The organism is Mycobacterium sherrisii (genome assembly GCF_002102355.1).
Classification (GTDB): Bacteria; Actinomycetota; Actinomycetes; order Mycobacteriales; family Mycobacteriaceae; genus Mycobacterium; species Mycobacterium sherrisii.
Window position 1 is genome coordinate 200,380 of the sequence record NZ_LQPT01000019.1, and the last position, 14,662, is coordinate 215,041.

A 14,662-nucleotide genomic window follows, 5' to 3' on the forward strand; every position below is an offset into this window, starting at 1 on the left:
TTCGCCACAATCGAGGCATGCGTTGTCGAGACCAGGCTGTGGTTTTCGGTCGCGACCGGGTCGCGCTGCAGTCGCTGAATTTCTTCATGGCGGATATGGAAGCCGGCATGGGCCCTTTCCTCGGCGTATTGCTCGCCGGGCGCGGCTGGACCACCGGCACCATCGGCGCGGTCATCACCCTGGGTGCGATCGTCGGCATGATCAGCGTCGCTCCGGCGGGCGCACTGGTCGACGCCACCTCCCGCAAACGGACCTGCGTCATCGTGGTCGGCCTGGGCGCCGTCGCGGCCTCGGCCGTCATCCTCACCTGCGGACACTTCTGGGTCGTCGCCGCCGCGCAGTCCGTCATGTGCGTCTCGGGCGCCACCATCGCCCCGGCCGTGATCGGCATCACCCTCGGGCTGGTGGGACAAGCCGGCTTCACCGCGCAGAACGGGCGCAATCAGGCCTACAACCACGCCGGCAACCTGGTCGGCGCCGGGGCGTCCGGGCTCGTCGGCTGGATCTTCGGGTATGCCGGAGTGTTCTGGCTGGCCGTGGGATTCGCCGGGCTGGCCATCGTGTCCGTCCTGGCGATCCCCGCCGGCCGGATCAACGATCACATCGCGCGGGGCGAGGCGACCGCGGGCGGCGCCCCGGTCAGCAGGATGCGCGTGCTGCTCGAATCCAAACCGCTGCTGGCGCTGGCCGCCGCCCTGGTGCTGTTCCACCTCGGCAATGCGGCGATGCTGCCGCTCTACGGGCTGGCCGTGGTCGCCACCCACGCCAACCCGTTCATCACGGTGGCTGAAACGGTGGTCGTGGCGCAGGGGGTGATGATCGTCGCGTCACTGGCGGCCATGCGGATCGCCCAGACCCGTGGCTACTGGTGGGCCATCCTGATCGCGTTCAGCGCGTTACCGGTGCGCGGGCTGCTCGCCGCCGGCCTGATCACCAGCTGGGGCGTCATTCCGGTGCAGATGCTCGACGGCGTCGGGGCCGGCATGCTCTCGGTCGCGGTACCGGGCCTGGTGGCCCGGCTGCTCGACGGTACCGGCCACATCAATGTCGGCCAGGGCGCCATCATGGCGGCGCAGGGCCTCGGCGGCGCGCTGAGCCCGATCCTGGGCGGGGTGGTGGCCCAGCACCTCGGATACCCGGCCGCCTTCCTGTTGCTCGGTGCAATTTCGGTGGGATCGCTGCTCATCTGGCTCGGGTTCGCCACCACGCTGCGCCGAGTCGACGGTGGCCCCGCCCGGCCTCCCGCGGTCGCCGACGCGGCCTGAGCACGCCGACCCGGTCGGCATCCCGCAGCCGACGCCAAGAATCCGGCAAAATGGGCGGCATGGACTCTGGTGTGACCTCACCGCGGGTTTTGGTCGTCGACGACGACTCCGACGTGCTCGCCTCCCTGGAACGCGGGCTGCGGCTGTCCGGGTTCGAGGTTTCGACCGCAGTCGACGGCGCGGAAGCCTTGCGCAGCGCCACCGAGACCCGGCCGGACGCGATCGTGCTCGACATCAACATGCCCGTGCTGGACGGTGTCAGCGTGGTGACGGCACTGCGGGCGATGGACAACGACGTGCCGGTCTGCGTGCTGTCGGCGCGCAGCTCGGTCGACGACCGGGTGGCCGGGCTGGAGGCGGGCGCGGACGACTACCTGGTCAAGCCGTTCGTGCTGGCCGAGCTGGTCGCGCGGGTCAAGGCGTTGCTGCGCCGTCGCGGCGCCACGGCGACGTCTTCGTCGGAAACCATCACGGTAGGGCCGCTCGAAGTGGACATTCCCGGCCGGCGCGCCCGGGTGAACGGCGTCGACGTCGACTTGACCAAGCGCGAGTTCGACCTGCTGGCGGTCCTGGCCGAGCACAAGACCGCGGTGCTGTCCCGCGCGCAGCTGCTGGAGCTGGTGTGGGGTTACGACTTCGCCGCCGACACCAACGTGGTCGATGTCTTCATCGGTTACCTGCGCCGCAAGCTGGAGGCCAACGGCGGCCCCAGACTGCTGCACACCGTCCGCGGCGTGGGGTTCGTGCTGCGCATGCAATAGGTGCAGCCACCGCCATGAACTTCCTGTCGCGGATCTTGGCCCGTACACCGTCCCTGCGGACCCGGGTGGTGCTCGCGACAGCCATCGGCGCGGCGATCCCGGTGCTCATCGTCGGCGCCGTGGTCTGGGTCGGCATCACCAACGACCGCAAGGAGCGGCTGGACCGCCGGCTCGACGAGGCCGCCGGATTCGCGCTGCCGTTTCTGCCCCGCGGCCTCGAGGAGATCCCGCGTTCGCCCAACGACCGCGACGCCATCATGACGATCCGGCGCGGCAGCCTGGTCAAGTCGAACTCCGACGTGACGCTGCCCCAGCTGGACGTCGACTACGCCGACACCTATGTCCACGGCGTGCGCTACCGGGTCCGCACCGTGGAGATCCCCGGACCGGAGCCGACCACGCTCGCGGTGGGCGCGACCTACGACACCACCCTCGCCGAGACCAACAACCTGCACCGGCGGGTGCTGCTGATCTGCGGGTTCGCCATCTTCGCGTCGACGGTGTTCGCCTGGTTGCTGGCTTCCTTCGCGGTGCGCCCGTTCAAACAGCTGGCGCAGCAGACGCGCCTGATCGACACCGGTGACGAGGCGCCACGGGTCGAGGTGCACGGCGCCAGCGAGGCCGTCGAGATCGCCGAGGCCATGCGCGGCATGCTGCAGCGCATCTGGGACGAGCAGAACCGGACCAAGGAGGCGCTGTCCTCGGCACGTGACTTCGCCGCCGTGTCCTCACACGAACTGCGCACCCCGCTGACCGCGATGCGGACCAACCTCGAAGTGCTGTCGACCCTGGATCTCCCGGACGATCAGCGCAAAGAGGTGCTCGGCGACGTCATCCGCACCCAGTCCCGGATCGAAGCCACGCTGACCGCGCTGGAGCGGTTGGCGCAGGGCGAGCTGTCCACCTCCGACGACCATGTGCCCGTCGACATCACCGAGCTGCTGGACCGCGCCGCCCACGATGCGATGCGGATCTATCCCGGCCTGGATGTGTCGCTGGTGCCCTCCCCCACCTGCATCATCGTCGGGTTGCCGGCCGGGCTGCGCCTGGCCGTGGACAACGCGATCGCCAACGCCGTCAAGCACGGCGGCGCCACCCGGGTCCAGCTCTCGGCGGTCAGCTCGCGCGCCGGGGTGGAGATCGCCGTCGACGACAACGGCAGCGGCGTGCCCGAGAGCGAGCGGCATGTGGTGTTCGACCGGTTCTCCCGCGGGTCGACGGCGTCGCACTCCGGGTCAGGGCTGGGGTTGGCGCTGGTCGCCCAGCAGGCCCACCTGCACGGCGGCACGGCGTCGCTGGAAGACAGCCCGCTTGGTGGTGCCCGGCTGCTGCTACGACTGCCCGCCCCCCGCTGAGACAAGCCGACGGCCCGGTGCCGGCAACGTGCATCGGGCACACTGGAGCGATGAGCGATGGCACCCAACCGACCGACAGCGACACCCTCGCACGCATTCGCTCCCTGGTGGCCGAGGAAAAGGACCTCAGGGCGCAGCTGCAGCACCGCGACATCAGCGAGTCCGAGGAAAACGATCGGCTGCGGCGGGTCGAGGTCGAACTCGACCAGTGTTGGGATCTGCTGCGACAGCGGCGCGCCCTGCGCGAAACCGGCGGTGACCCGCGGGAGGCGTCGGTGCGTCCCGGCGACCAGGTCGAGGGATACCTGAACTAACTCATGCCCCTCGATGACGCGGCCGACTGTGACGCGGTCGTCGTGGGTGGCGGCCACAATGGCCTCGTCGCCGCCGCCTACCTGGCCCGCGCGGGCCTGCGAGTGCGGCTGCTGGAACGGCTGGGCCACGTCGGTGGCGCCGCGGTCTCCGCGCAGGCCTTCGCAGGGGTCGACGTGCGGGTCTCGCGGTATTCCTACCTGGTCAGCCTGCTACCGGCCCGCATCGTCGAGGATTTGGGCGCGCCGATCCGGCTGGCCCCGCGGCGGTTTTCGTCGTATACCCCCAATCCCGTGACGGGCGGCCGTGATGGTCTGCTGATCGGGTCGCCCGGCAGTTCCGTCGGCGCCATCGGCGCCGACGAAGACGGGTACACCGCGTTCTACCGGCGTTGCCGGCTGGTGACCGAGCGGCTCCGCCCAACACTGCTGCAACCGCTGCGCACTCGCACGGACGCGCGGCGGCTGGTCGTGGACGACAACGGCCCCGAGGCTGCCGCGGCGTGGCGGGCGCTGATCGAGGAACCGATCGCGCATGCCATCGCCGACGCGGTGCGCGACGATTTGGTCCGCGGTGTGATCGCCACCGATGCGCTGATCGGCACCTTCGCCCGTCTGGATGAGGCTTCGCTGCGGCAGAACATCTGTTTCCTGTACCACCTGATCGGCGGCGATTGGGACGTCCCGATCGGCGGAATGGGCGCGGTGACCGCCGCCCTGGCCGCCGCGGCCGTGCGCTATGGGGCCGAAATAGTAACCGGCGCAGAGGTTTTCCGCATCGAGCCGGACGGCTCGGTGTGCTTCCGCCGCGACGGCGAAGAGCACCGGCTGCGGGCCCGGTTCGTGCTGGCCGGCGTGACACAGGCGGTCTTGGCCGCACTCCTGGGCGAAGCGCCGCCGCCGCTGACGCCGGGAGCGCAGGTGAAGGTGAACATGGTGCTGCGCCGTCTGCCCCGGCTGCGTGACCCGAATGTCCATCCCGAGCAAGCCTTCGCCGGGACATTTCACGTCAACGAGACGTGGCGGCAACTGGACGCCGCCTACGCGCAGGCCGCGGCCGGGCAACTACCGAATCCGTTGCCGTGCGAAGCGTATTGCCATTCGCTGACCGACCCGAGCATCCTGTCGGCCGGACTGCGGGACTCGGGTGCCCAGACGATGACGGTGTTCAGCCTGCATACGCCCCACCGACTGGTCACCGCCGACCCGCCGGTTTCCCGCGACCAGCTCACCGAGGCGGTGCTGGCATCGCTGAATTCCGTTCTGGCCGAGCCGATTCAGGACGTGCTAAGTACCGACCCCCAGGGCCGGCCCTGCCTCGAGACAACAACCACCCTGGATCTCGAGCACTCCCTGGGTATGACCGGCGGCAACATCTTTCACGGCGCGTTGTCCTGGCCGTTCGCCGATGACGACGACGCGCTGGACAGCCCGGCCCGGCGCTGGGGTGTGGCCACCGCCCATCAGCGAATCATGTTGTGCGGCTCCGGTACTCGCCGCGGTGGCGGCGTGTCGGGTATCGGCGGGCACAATGCCGCAATGGCGGTGCTGGCCTCGCTCGACTAGGAGCCGCGCTTATTCGACGGCGGCGACCCGCATCGCCCGGCTACGCCGCGCTCGCGATCTCCGCTAGCGCCCGTCGATACCGACGTAGTCGCGTTCGTTGTAGCCGGTGTAGATCTGGCGCGGACGGCCGATCTTGCTGTCTCCCTCGTCGTGCATCTCGCGCCAATGCGCGATCCACCCGGGCAGCCGGCCCAGCGCGAACAGCACCGTGAACATCCGCACCGGGAAACCCAGCGCGCGATAGATCAGCCCGGTATAGAAGTCGACGTTCGGATACAGCTTGCGCTCGATGAAGTAGTCATCGGTCAGCGCGGCCTCCTCGAGCTGCTTGGCGATGTCCAGCAGCGGGTCGCCGCCCAGCTTGGCCAGGATCTTGTCGGCCTGCTCCTTGACGATCCGGGCACGCGGGTCGTAGTTCTTGTAGACCCGGTGGCCGAAGCCCATCAGCTTGACGCCCTCTTCGCGGTTCTTCACCTTGCGGACGAACTCGCTGACGTCGTCGCCGCTTTCGCGGATCTGGGAGAGCATCTCGAGCACGGCCTGGTTGGCGCCGCCGTGCAGCGGGCCCCACAGCGCGTTGATACCCCCGGAGATCGAGGTGAACAGGTTGGCCTGCGAGGAGCCCACCAGCCGCACCGTCGACGTCGAGCAGTTCTGCTCGTGGTCGGCGTGCAGGATCAGCAACATGTCCAGGGCCCGCACCACCTCGGGGTCGGCCTGGTACGGCTCGGCGGGCAGCCCGAACGTCATTCGCAGGAAGTTCTCCACCAACGACAGCGAGTTGTCCGGGTAGAGGAACGGCTGGCCGACGGACTTCTTGTAGGCGTACGCGGCGATCGTCGGCAGCTTGGCCAGCAGCCGGATCGTCGACAGCTCCACATCCTCGCTGTCCATCGGGTCGAGCGAATCCGGGTAGTACGCCGAGAGCGCGTTGACCGCGCTGGACAGCACCGGCATCGGGTGCGCGTTGCGCGGGAAGCCGTCGAAGAACCGCTTCAGATCCTCGTGCAGCATCGTGTGCAGCTGGATGCGCTTGGTGAAGTCGGCCAACTGTTCGCTGGTCGGCAGCTCGCCGTAGATCAGCAGATAGGAGACCTCGATGAAGGTCGACTTCTCGGCGAGCTGGTCGATCGGGTACCCGCGATAGCGCAGGATCCCCGCGTCGCCGTCGATGTAGGTGATCGAACTCTTGCACGCGGCCGTGTTCACGAATCCGTTGTCGAAGGTCGTGTAGCCGGTCTTCGACAACAGCGGGCCGAGAGCAATACCGTCAGCTCCTTCGGTGGCGTTGACGATCTGCAGGTCGATCTCACCGCCCGGGTACGTCAAACTTGCGGTGTCGTCGCTGTCGGCCACGAGAACCCCTTTGCGCTCTGGCTGGTATGGCTGCCCCTGACTAGGTGCGTATAGCTGAAGGTAGTCGTTATCGCGGCGGCGCGCCCGCCCGGGGTCTCCTCCGTTGAGCCGACGGCTCACTGCCGGGTGAACCGGGCCTTGTCGTGCGGTGTTGCTGGTCTGCGGCACCCGGGAAATCGACGATTCGGGGTGCCGGCGTGAGGCAATTATCACTCCCGATATCACTCCCGAGCGCCGCGGGCTAGGGCTGGAGACGCTCGACCTTCCCGTCCGCGACGCGAATCCGGTTGTGCAGCCGGTTTTCCCGCCCCTGCCAAAATTCGACCACCTCGGGCGCGATCAGGTATCCGCCCCAGTTGGGCGGCACCGGAACTTGTTCGGCGTCGGCGAAGCGTTGGGTCACCTCGGCGAGCTGCTCGATCAGCGCAGCCCGCGACGCGATCGGTTGCGACTGGTGCGAGGCCCACGCTCCCAGCTGCGAGCCGCGCGGTCGTTTGGACCAGTAGTCTTCGGTGGCCTTCCGGTCGACCTTGGTCACCGTGCCGCGCACGTGCACCTGCCGCCCCAGCAGATACCAGGGGAAGGTCGCCGATGCATACGGGGTGCGCGCCAGTTCCAGGCCCTTGGCCGAGTCGTAGTTGGTGAAGAAGGTGATCCCGGTCTCGTCGACGCTCTTGCACAACACCGTGCGGCTGACCGGTCGGCCGTCGGCTACGGTAGCTAGCACCATGGCGTTGGGCTCGGCGACCCCGAACCGCTCGGCGTCCCGGATCCAGGTGCGCAGCAACGCAAGCCATCCGCCGTCGAGCCAGGAAGCGTCGAGGTCGGAACTGCCGTCCCGTTCGGACGAGCCGTATTCCACGCGCATCCGCTGCAAGTGATCCCGATCCGTTGCGGGGTCTGGTCCTGCCATCGGGCCAACGCTACCGGCGCTTGCTACCGGCCGGTAGCGTCGGCCCGGAGGCGGAGTGCAAGAATTTTCCCATGACTGTGGTCCCGGAAGATTTCGTCCCCGGCCTCGAAGGTGTGGTCGCGTTTACCACCGAGATCGCCGAGCCGGATAAAGACGGTGGCGCGCTGCGCTACCGCGGGGTCGACATCCAAGACCTGGTGAACCAGCAGGTCACCTTCGGTGACGTCTGGGCGCTGTTGGTCGACGGTAGATTCGGCCACGGTTTGCCGCCCGCCGAGCCGTTCCCGCTGCCGATCCACACCGGCGACGTCCGCGTCGACGTGCAGGCGGGCCTGGCCATGCTGGCCCCGATCTGGGGTTACAAGCCGCTACTCGACACCGACGAAGGCACCGCCCGCGACCAGTTGGCCCGCGCCTCGGTGATGGCGCTGTCGTACGTCGCGCAGTCCGCGCGCGGCATCTATCAGCCGGCCGTGCCGCAACGGGTGATCGACGAATGCCAAACGGTGACAGCACGTTTCATGACACGTTGGCAGGGTGAACCCGACCCTCGCCATGTCGAGGCCATCGACGCCTACTGGGTGTCGGCGGCCGAGCACGGCATGAACGCCTCGACGTTTACCGCGCGGGTGATCGCGTCCACCGGCGCCGACGTCGCCGCGTCGCTGTCCGGGGCGATCGGGGCGATGAGCGGGCCCCTGCACGGCGGCGCTCCGGCCCGCGTGCTGCCCATGCTCGAAGAAGTAGAGCGCACCGGCGACGCGCGTGGCCTGGTGAAAAAGATTTTGGACAGCGGCGACAAGCTGATGGGGTTCGGGCACCGCGTCTACCGGGCGGAGGACCCGCGGGCCCGGGTGTTGCGCGCGACCGCCGAGCGACTGCGCGCCCCGCGCCATGAGGTCGCGGTGGCGTTGGAACAGGCGGCCCTCGCCGAATTGCGCGAGCGCCGTCCGGATCGGGCCATCGAGACGAACGTCGAATTCTGGGCGGCGGTGATTCTCGACTTCGCCCAGGTACCGGCGAACATGATGCCGGCGATGTTCACCTGCGGGCGCACCGCGGGCTGGTGCGCGCACATCCTTGAGCAGAAGCGGCTGGGCAAGCTGGTCCGCCCGTCGGCCATCTACGTGGGGCCGGGGCCGCGCAGCCCCGAATCCGTCGAGGGCTGGGACCGGGTACTCGCCCACGCCTGACGGTTTTGTCGGTGGCCGGCGATTGACTGGTCTTCGCCGCGATGAGTTTGCGTCGCGGTGCCGGTCAGTACCGTGAGCCAGCCTCCGCCCGAGGTTGGACCGCGCCACGACAGCAAGGAGACCGCAATGGCCATCAACATCGAACCCGCAGTATCCCCGCACCTGGTGGTGGACGACGCCGCCGCGGCGATCGACTTCTACGTCAAGGCATTTGGCGCCGAGGAACTCGGACGCCTGCCCGGGCCGGACGGCAAGCTGGTGCACGCCGCGCTGCGGATCAACGGCTTTTTGGTGATGCTCAACGACGACTTCCCGGAGACCTGCGGCGGCAAGTCCATGAGCCCGAAGTCGCTGGGCGGCACGCCGGTAACGATTCATCTGACGGTCACCGACGTCGACGCCAAATTCCAGCGCGCGGTCGACGCCGGAGCCACGGTCGTCGCCCCGCTGCAGGATCAGTTCTGGGGGGATCGCTACGGGGTACTGGCCGATCCGTTCGGCCACCACTGGTCGCTGGGACAACCGGTGCGTGAGGTCAGCCCGGAGGAAATGCAAGCCGCGATGTCGGCCGGCTAACCGAGCAGCCGCGCCAACAGCCGGCGTGGCGGTGCCGGCTGCGCGGTCGCGGCGGTCGCCAGCATGTCGGACACCGCGGTGAACTTCTTGCGCGGCCGCCCGTCGTCAACGCCGCGCGCAATCTCGGCGGCGTCGATGGCGCGCCAGCCCGCCGCGTCGACGACATCGGGCACGCGGCCGCGGACCAGCTCCTCCAGCGCCGCGCGCGGGCCGACGGGGTCGGTCAGTCCGCCGGCATTGAAATCGGCGACCAGCGCCTGCACGGTCTGCAGCGAGCAGGACTTGTTGGTGCCGATGAAGCCGGTGGGCCCGCGCTTGATCCAACCCGCGACATAGGCGCCCGGCACCGGGTGACCGGAGTCGGGGTCGACGACACGACCCTGCGCGTTCGGCACCACGGCGGCCGCTTCGTCGAACGGAAGATCGCGAATGCGCTTGCCGCGGTATCCGATCGACGTCAGCACCAGGCCGGCGTCGATGCGCCGCGCCTGGTCGGTGCCCGTCACCGAGAACTCCATACCGGCGGCGCGACGCTCGCCCAGCACGCGTTCGGGAGTGAGCTCATAGGTCAGCCGGATGCGGGGACGGTCGCCGGGAGCAGAGGCATCGGCGAGCCTGGTCAAGATTTCGAGCTTATGCCGGGTCAGCCGGTCTGGCGCGGTTGGGAGATCCCGTGCCACCAGAGCGTGGTCGTGCGCGTCGAGCACGACGTCGGATGCGTGGGTGAGTCCGATCAATTCGGGAAGGGTGAACGCAGAGTGGGCAGGACCCCGGCGCGCCGCGATGACGACCTCACGGATCGCGGAGCCGCGCAGCGCGGCAAGGGCACGGTCGGAAATGTCGGTGCGGGCCAGATCGTCCGGGTCGGCGGTGAGCACCCGGGCGACGTCCAGGGCGACGTTGCCGTTGCCGATCAACACCACCCGTTCGTGGCTGAGATCGATTGGCAGATCGCTGAAGTCAGGGTGGCCGTTGACCCACGCGACGAATTCGGTCGCCGTGCCGGTCCCCGGCATTCCCATGCCGTCGATGTCCAGTCGTCGGTCGTTGGGCGCGCCGACCGCGTAGAGCACGGCGTGATGATGAGCCAGCAATTCGGCATGGCTCAGGTGCCTGCCGACCTCGACATTGAGGTAGAAGCGGAAGTGGCGATGACGCGAGACCCGGTCGAAGAGGTCGGTGACCCGTTTGGTGTTCTGATGGTCGGGCGCCACTCCCGCACGCACCAAACCGTAAGGTGTGGGCAGCTTTTCGAAAATGTTGACCCGCACACCATGCTGGGTCAACAGTTCGTCGGCGGCGTACATCGCCGCCGGCCCGGAACCGACGATCGCCACCGTCAGCGGCTGGCGGCGGGGCCGCACCTGCGGGGCCGGCAGCACCGGCGCCAGTTTGGACGTCGGCGGCAGCTTCACGTCCGCGGGCCGGTCGGGATAGAACGAGGCGTTGATCTCGACGAACGGCAGTTGCTTGCCGTCGAGCCGGTTGTCGGGGACGATCGCCCCCACAGGGCACGCGCTCACACAGGCACCGCAGTCCACGCAGGCGTCCGGATCGATGTGGAGCATCTCGGCCGTGGCGAAGCCCGGCTCATCCGGCGACGGGTGGATGCAGTTCACCGGGCAGGCGAAAACACAGGACCCGTCGTTGCAACACGACTGGGTGATCACATGCGGCATAACCGATCTCGCGGTCCTCAGGCGGCCGGCGCGGCCGTCAGGTGCTGCCGCTGCGGCTCGCTGCGGTAGCGCGACGGCTTCCCGTTGATCTTGCAGATGCGCCACATCAGCCGCGCCGACCGGTTGTCCATCAGCCCGGTGTCGTAGGCCAGCATCCGCACATCGCCGAACATGTCGGACAGCCACTTGCGCGATTCCGGCGACCGGAAGAACAGTTCCTTTTTGACCTCGCGCGGAATGTCGAACTCGCGCCAGAACTGCTTGGGCGGCACCACGATTGCCCGGCACAATACTTTCATGGTCAACGGCAGGAACAGGGCGGTGAAAAATCGCTGCCGTTTGCTCAACTCCGGTATCCGCCTACGCAGGAACTCGTGCGCGAAGGAGATGTGCCGCGCCTCCTCGGCGACGTGGATCGCCATCACCCGCTCCATGATCGGATGCAATGACTTGCCTTCGCGCAGAACATTTTTCTGAGTGTGATCGATCGGTTCCTCACCCGCGAGCACACCGATGAAGAAAGCCACCGGCAGCGGTCCGGCCGCCAGTGGAACCAACGGCGAGATCCACTTGAGCAGCCGCGGCATGCCCGGCACGTCGGCGCCGATGCGGTTGACCATTTCCTGGAACATCATGGTGTGGTTGCACTCTTCAACCGACTCATGCAAGCAGTACCGGTATTCCGGCGATCCGTTGGGCACCCAGAACGTGTAGTTCATCAGGCCCCGGATCAGGATGGACTCGAAGTGCAGGCCGACCTTGGCCACGTTGGCCTGGCGCCACATGCCGATCTTGATCTTGCGGTCTTCGGATTGCGCCCGATACCAGGGATGGCGGCCCAGCGGGTCGGTCGCCGGAAGAATCCACCGGGGATCATTCTCGGTGACCGCGAACTCCGGCGACTCCCAATCGATGTCGGTGTACGGGTTGAAGTTTCGCCGCACCGACCCCTCAGACAGTGTGGCGAGCGTTTTCACGTACTCGGCGTCGTGGCGCACTTCCATATTGCGGCGCCAGCGCCGGACCATTCGCGTCCTGGCCATATCCAAGCCTCCCCAACGAGGTTTACATTTGGACGTGCAATGTCCAAAACGGTACCGCAGGTACCGGGAATTAGCTAGGCCTGGCCGGTCCCTGTTGCCTGACCGGGGGTCACCGCGGTGATGTGACATGCCTCACAAACCAGACCCGAGGCGGGACCGTTGCCCGGGGTGCAGCACCGCTCGGGGCGGGGTAACAACGGGCCGCTGCGTCGCCTTGCCAGGTCCGCTCACTACCCTGATGACCATGGCTGACCAGCTCCAGATCCCCGCAGACATCAAACCGCGCGACGGCCGCTTCGGTTGCGGTCCATCCAAGGTCCGGCCCGAGCAATTGCAGGCTCTGAGCACCAGCGGCGAAACTGGGTGGGCCGCCCTGTTCGGCACCTCGCACCGGCAGGCGCCGGTCAAGAATCTGGTGGGCCGGGTGCGCAGGGGTGTGGCCGAGCTGTTCTCCGTGCCGGACGGTTACGAGGTCATCCTGGGCAACGGCGGCGCGACGGCGTTCTGGGACGCGGCCGCCTTCGGGCTCATCGACAAGCGGTCACTCCACCTGACCTACGGGGAGTTCAGCTCGAAGTTCGCCTCCGCGGTCGCCAACAATCCGTTCGTCGGCGACCCGGTCGTGATCAAGGCCGAGCCCGGCAGCGCGCCGGAGCCACAGACCGACCCGTCGGTCGACGTGATCGCGTGGGCGCACAACGAGACCTCGACCGGGGTCGCGGTCCCGATCCGCCGCCCGGCCGGGTCGGGTGAGGCTCTGGTCGTCATCGACGCGACGTCGGGCGCCGGCGGGCTGCCCGTCGACATCGCCGACACCGATGCCTATTACTTCTCTCCGCAGAAGAACTTCGCCAGCGATGGCGGCCTGTGGCTGGCGATCATGAGCCCCGCCGCGCTGGGCAGGGTCGAGGCGATCGCGGCGTCGGGTCGCTGGGTTCCCGACTTCCTGTCGCTGCCGATCGCGATCGACAACAGCCTCAAGGATCAGACGTACAACACCCCCGCGATCGCCACCCTGGCGCTGATGGCCGAGCAACTCGATTGGCTGCTCGGCAACGGCGGACTGGACTGGGCGGTCAAGCGGACCGCGGATTCGTCGCAGCGGTTGTACTCGTGGGCGCAGGAGCGGCCGTACACCACGCCGTTCGTCGCCGACCCGGCGCTGCGCTCCCAGGTCGTGGGCACGATCGATTTCGTCGACGACGTGGACGCGGCGGCGGTGGCCAAGACTTTGCGGGCCAACGGCATCGTCGACACCGAGCCGTACCGCAAACTCGGCCGCAACCAGTTGCGGGTCGCGATGTTCCCCGCGGTCGACCCCGACGACATCAGCGCGTTGACTCAGTGCGTCGACTGGGTCGTCGAGCGTCTCTAGCGTTTCGCCGGCCATCGACGCGCAACCGCCCAGCGTGTCAGCACAGTTGTGGGCGTTAGCTGGACTAGAGTGCGGCAGAGTGATGGGTCCGGAGAAATCGAAGCTGGCCTGCACGAAGCCTGCGAGGAGAAGCCATGCGGGAACTCAAAGTGGTTGGGCTCGACGCCGACAGCAAATACATCATCTGCCACGGTGATGATCCCGCGGAACAATTCAAGCTGGCGGCCAACGACCGGCTCCGGGATCTGCTGCGCAAGGAACCGGCATCGCCCGAGCAACCGCACCTCGACATCGAGGTCACCAACATGCTGAGCCCCAAGGAGATTCAGGCCAAGATCCGCGCCGGCGCCTCGGTCGAGCAGGTTGCCGCCGCCTCCGGCTCCGACATCTCGCGAGTGCGCCGGTTCGCCCACCCGGTGTTGCTGGAGCGGTTCCGCGCCGCCGAGCTGGCAACCGCGGCGCATCCCATGCTCGCCGACGGGCCCGCGGTCATGACGCTGCTGGAGACCGTTAGCGCCGCCATGGTCACCCGCGGCCTGGATCCCACCGGCCTCAGCTGGGACGCGTGGCGCAACGAAGACAACCGGTGGACCGTGCAACTGGCGTACAAGGTCGGCCGCGGGGACAACCTCGCGCATTTCCACTTCACCCCCGGCGCGCACGGCGGGACGGTCACCGCCATCGACGACGGCGCGAGCGAGCTGATCGATCCGGACTTCGAGCGACCGCTGCGGCCCCTCGCCCCGGTGGCCCACGTCGAGTTCAACGGGCCCGCCGCGGCTGCTGCGCCGGACCCGGCGGAGACGCCGGAGCGGGTGCAGGAGCGGCCGGAAGAAGCGCAGCGACCGCAGCCGGTGCACAGCCGTCGGGGCAGGCCGGTCATCCCGGCGTGGGAGGACGTGTTGCTCGGCGTGCGTTCGGGCGGTCAGCGCTAGCCAGGACCTAGCTAAGACAGGGTGTGCGCGACCAGCGCCAGCCACGCGACCGCCACCCCGACCCCCGCGCCCAGCACGAACCAACGCAGCACCGGCGTGCGCCGCCAGCCCCACAGCGTCGGCGCCAGCCCGCCGGCGGCCACCGCGTTGAGCCCCACGGCCAGCAGCACATGCACCCGGATCAGACCGAGACTCAGCACCACAATCGCCACGCCGGTCACCGCCGCGACGAACCCCGCCACCGTCAAACCCGTTGCCCAGGGCACTGACTGGGCACTGCGGCCGAGTTTGTCGCTCATTCGGCGAGCCTAACCCGGGTGTCCGGTTCCAGCTC

Annotated in this window: 14 protein-coding genes; 9 read left to right on the top strand and 5 right to left on the bottom strand. The window is 68.2% G+C overall.

The features are described 5' to 3' along the window. Nucleotides 1-17 precede the first annotated feature (17 nt). Genes AWC25_RS02445 through AWC25_RS02465 form a run of 5 tightly spaced genes read left to right on the top strand, consistent with a single transcriptional unit; the run spans nucleotide 18 to nucleotide 5,258 of the window. Nucleotides 18-1,265: an MFS transporter gene (locus tag AWC25_RS02445; RefSeq protein WP_085166348.1), complete on the top strand. Its 1,248-nt coding sequence runs from the start codon at nucleotides 18-20 to the stop codon at nucleotides 1,263-1,265. A gap of 50 nt (nucleotides 1,266-1,315) precedes the next feature. Continuing rightward, the gene (gene prrA, locus AWC25_RS02450; RefSeq protein WP_142278661.1) at nucleotides 1,316-2,026 is read left to right on the top strand and encodes a two-component system response regulator PrrA; all 711 of its coding nucleotides are present in this window, start codon (nucleotides 1,316-1,318) and stop codon (nucleotides 2,024-2,026) included. Nucleotides 2,027-2,040: 14 nt separating this feature from the next. Then, a complete protein-coding gene (locus AWC25_RS02455) occupies nucleotides 2,041-3,381 on the top strand; it encodes a sensor histidine kinase (RefSeq protein WP_069398417.1) in 1,341 nt (446 codons plus the stop codon). Between the two features lie 50 nt (nucleotides 3,382-3,431). Beyond that, a complete protein-coding gene (locus AWC25_RS02460) occupies nucleotides 3,432-3,695 on the top strand; it encodes a DUF2630 family protein (RefSeq protein WP_069398416.1) in 264 nt (87 codons plus the stop codon). Nucleotides 3,696-3,698: 3 nt separating this feature from the next. Then, complete coding sequence (locus AWC25_RS02465) at nucleotides 3,699-5,258, top strand: phytoene desaturase family protein (protein ID WP_085166294.1); 1,560 nt, start codon at nucleotides 3,699-3,701, stop codon at nucleotides 5,256-5,258. 63 nt (nucleotides 5,259-5,321) lie between these two features. Here the strand turns inward: AWC25_RS02465 and AWC25_RS02470 are convergent, their stop codons facing one another. Together AWC25_RS02470 and pdxH are read right to left on the bottom strand one after the other, a co-directional pair. After that, complete coding sequence (locus tag AWC25_RS02470) at nucleotides 5,322-6,614, bottom strand: citrate synthase (protein WP_069398414.1); 1,293 nt, start codon at nucleotides 6,612-6,614, stop codon at nucleotides 5,322-5,324. 241 nt (nucleotides 6,615-6,855) lie between these two features. After that, nucleotides 6,856-7,527 carry a pyridoxamine 5'-phosphate oxidase gene (gene pdxH, locus AWC25_RS02475; protein WP_069398413.1) on the bottom strand — a complete coding sequence of 224 codons (672 nt, stop codon included), beginning with the start codon at nucleotides 7,525-7,527 and terminating at the stop codon, nucleotides 6,856-6,858. A 71-nt stretch (nucleotides 7,528-7,598) separates the two neighbouring features. Here pdxH and AWC25_RS02480 point away from each other — a divergent pair, with 71 nt between their 5' ends. Beyond that, nucleotides 7,599-8,720 (top strand): citrate synthase 2, encoded by a 1,122-nt coding sequence (locus AWC25_RS02480; RefSeq protein ID WP_069398412.1) that lies wholly within the window; start codon nucleotides 7,599-7,601, stop codon nucleotides 8,718-8,720. Nucleotides 8,721-8,846: 126 nt separating this feature from the next. Then, a complete protein-coding gene (locus tag AWC25_RS02485; protein ID WP_069398517.1) occupies nucleotides 8,847-9,296 on the top strand; it encodes a VOC family protein in 450 nt (149 codons plus the stop codon). Here AWC25_RS02485 and AWC25_RS02490 read toward each other — a convergent pair. Next, nucleotides 9,293-10,975 (bottom strand): FAD-dependent oxidoreductase, encoded by a 1,683-nt coding sequence (locus tag AWC25_RS02490; RefSeq protein WP_069398411.1) that lies wholly within the window; start codon nucleotides 10,973-10,975, stop codon nucleotides 9,293-9,295. The two genes, AWC25_RS02485 and AWC25_RS02490, sit on opposite strands and share 4 nt — an antisense overlap. 17 nt (nucleotides 10,976-10,992) lie before the next feature. Further along, complete coding sequence (locus AWC25_RS02495) at nucleotides 10,993-12,018, bottom strand: AurF N-oxygenase family protein (RefSeq protein ID WP_069398410.1); 1,026 nt, start codon at nucleotides 12,016-12,018, stop codon at nucleotides 10,993-10,995. 238 nt (nucleotides 12,019-12,256) lie between these two features. On the opposite strand from AWC25_RS02495, the gene serC reads away from it, so the two are divergent. Both serC and sepH read left to right on the top strand, forming a co-directional pair. Then, the gene (gene serC / locus AWC25_RS02500) at nucleotides 12,257-13,393 is read left to right on the top strand and encodes a phosphoserine transaminase (protein WP_372513576.1); all 1,137 of its coding nucleotides are present in this window, start codon (nucleotides 12,257-12,259) and stop codon (nucleotides 13,391-13,393) included. 134 nt (nucleotides 13,394-13,527) lie between these two features. Next, entirely contained in the window at nucleotides 13,528-14,328 is an 801-nt protein-coding gene (sepH, locus tag AWC25_RS02505) for a septation protein SepH (protein ID WP_085166295.1), read from the top strand. 11 nt (nucleotides 14,329-14,339) lie between these two features. On the opposite strand, the gene AWC25_RS02510 is transcribed toward sepH, so the two are convergent. Beyond that, nucleotides 14,340-14,627 carry a DUF2537 domain-containing protein gene (locus AWC25_RS02510; protein WP_069398408.1) on the bottom strand — a complete coding sequence of 96 codons (288 nt, stop codon included), beginning with the start codon at nucleotides 14,625-14,627 and terminating at the stop codon, nucleotides 14,340-14,342. Nucleotides 14,628-14,662 lie beyond the last annotated feature (35 nt).

What these genes read in the sequence shown, in the direction of transcription:
- AWC25_RS02445 (WP_085166348.1), top strand. Translation starts at nt 18, where the DNA reads ATGCGTTGTCGAGACCAGGCTGTGGTTTTCGGTCGCGACCGGGTCGCG.
- prrA (WP_142278661.1), top strand. Translation starts at nt 1,316, where the DNA reads ATGGGCGGCATGGACTCTGGTGTGACCTCACCGCGGGTTTTGGTCGTC.
- AWC25_RS02455 (WP_069398417.1), top strand. Translation starts at nt 2,041, where the DNA reads ATGAACTTCCTGTCGCGGATCTTGGCCCGTACACCGTCCCTGCGGACC.
- AWC25_RS02460 (WP_069398416.1), top strand. Translation starts at nt 3,432, where the DNA reads ATGAGCGATGGCACCCAACCGACCGACAGCGACACCCTCGCACGCATT.
- AWC25_RS02465 (WP_085166294.1), top strand. Translation starts at nt 3,699, where the DNA reads ATGCCCCTCGATGACGCGGCCGACTGTGACGCGGTCGTCGTGGGTGGC.
- pdxH (WP_069398413.1), bottom strand. Translation starts at nt 7,527, where the DNA reads ATGGCAGGACCAGACCCCGCAACGGATCGGGATCACTTGCAGCGGATG.
- AWC25_RS02480 (WP_069398412.1), top strand. Translation starts at nt 7,599, where the DNA reads ATGACTGTGGTCCCGGAAGATTTCGTCCCCGGCCTCGAAGGTGTGGTC.
- AWC25_RS02485 (WP_069398517.1), top strand. Translation starts at nt 8,847, where the DNA reads ATGGCCATCAACATCGAACCCGCAGTATCCCCGCACCTGGTGGTGGAC.
- AWC25_RS02490 (WP_069398411.1), bottom strand. Translation starts at nt 10,975, where the DNA reads ATGCCGCATGTGATCACCCAGTCGTGTTGCAACGACGGGTCCTGTGTT.
- AWC25_RS02495 (WP_069398410.1), bottom strand. Translation starts at nt 12,018, where the DNA reads ATGGCCAGGACGCGAATGGTCCGGCGCTGGCGCCGCAATATGGAAGTG.
- serC (WP_372513576.1), top strand. Translation starts at nt 12,257, where the DNA reads ATGACCATGGCTGACCAGCTCCAGATCCCCGCAGACATCAAACCGCGC.
- sepH (WP_085166295.1), top strand. Translation starts at nt 13,528, where the DNA reads ATGCGGGAACTCAAAGTGGTTGGGCTCGACGCCGACAGCAAATACATC.
- AWC25_RS02510 (WP_069398408.1), bottom strand. Translation starts at nt 14,627, where the DNA reads ATGAGCGACAAACTCGGCCGCAGTGCCCAGTCAGTGCCCTGGGCAACG.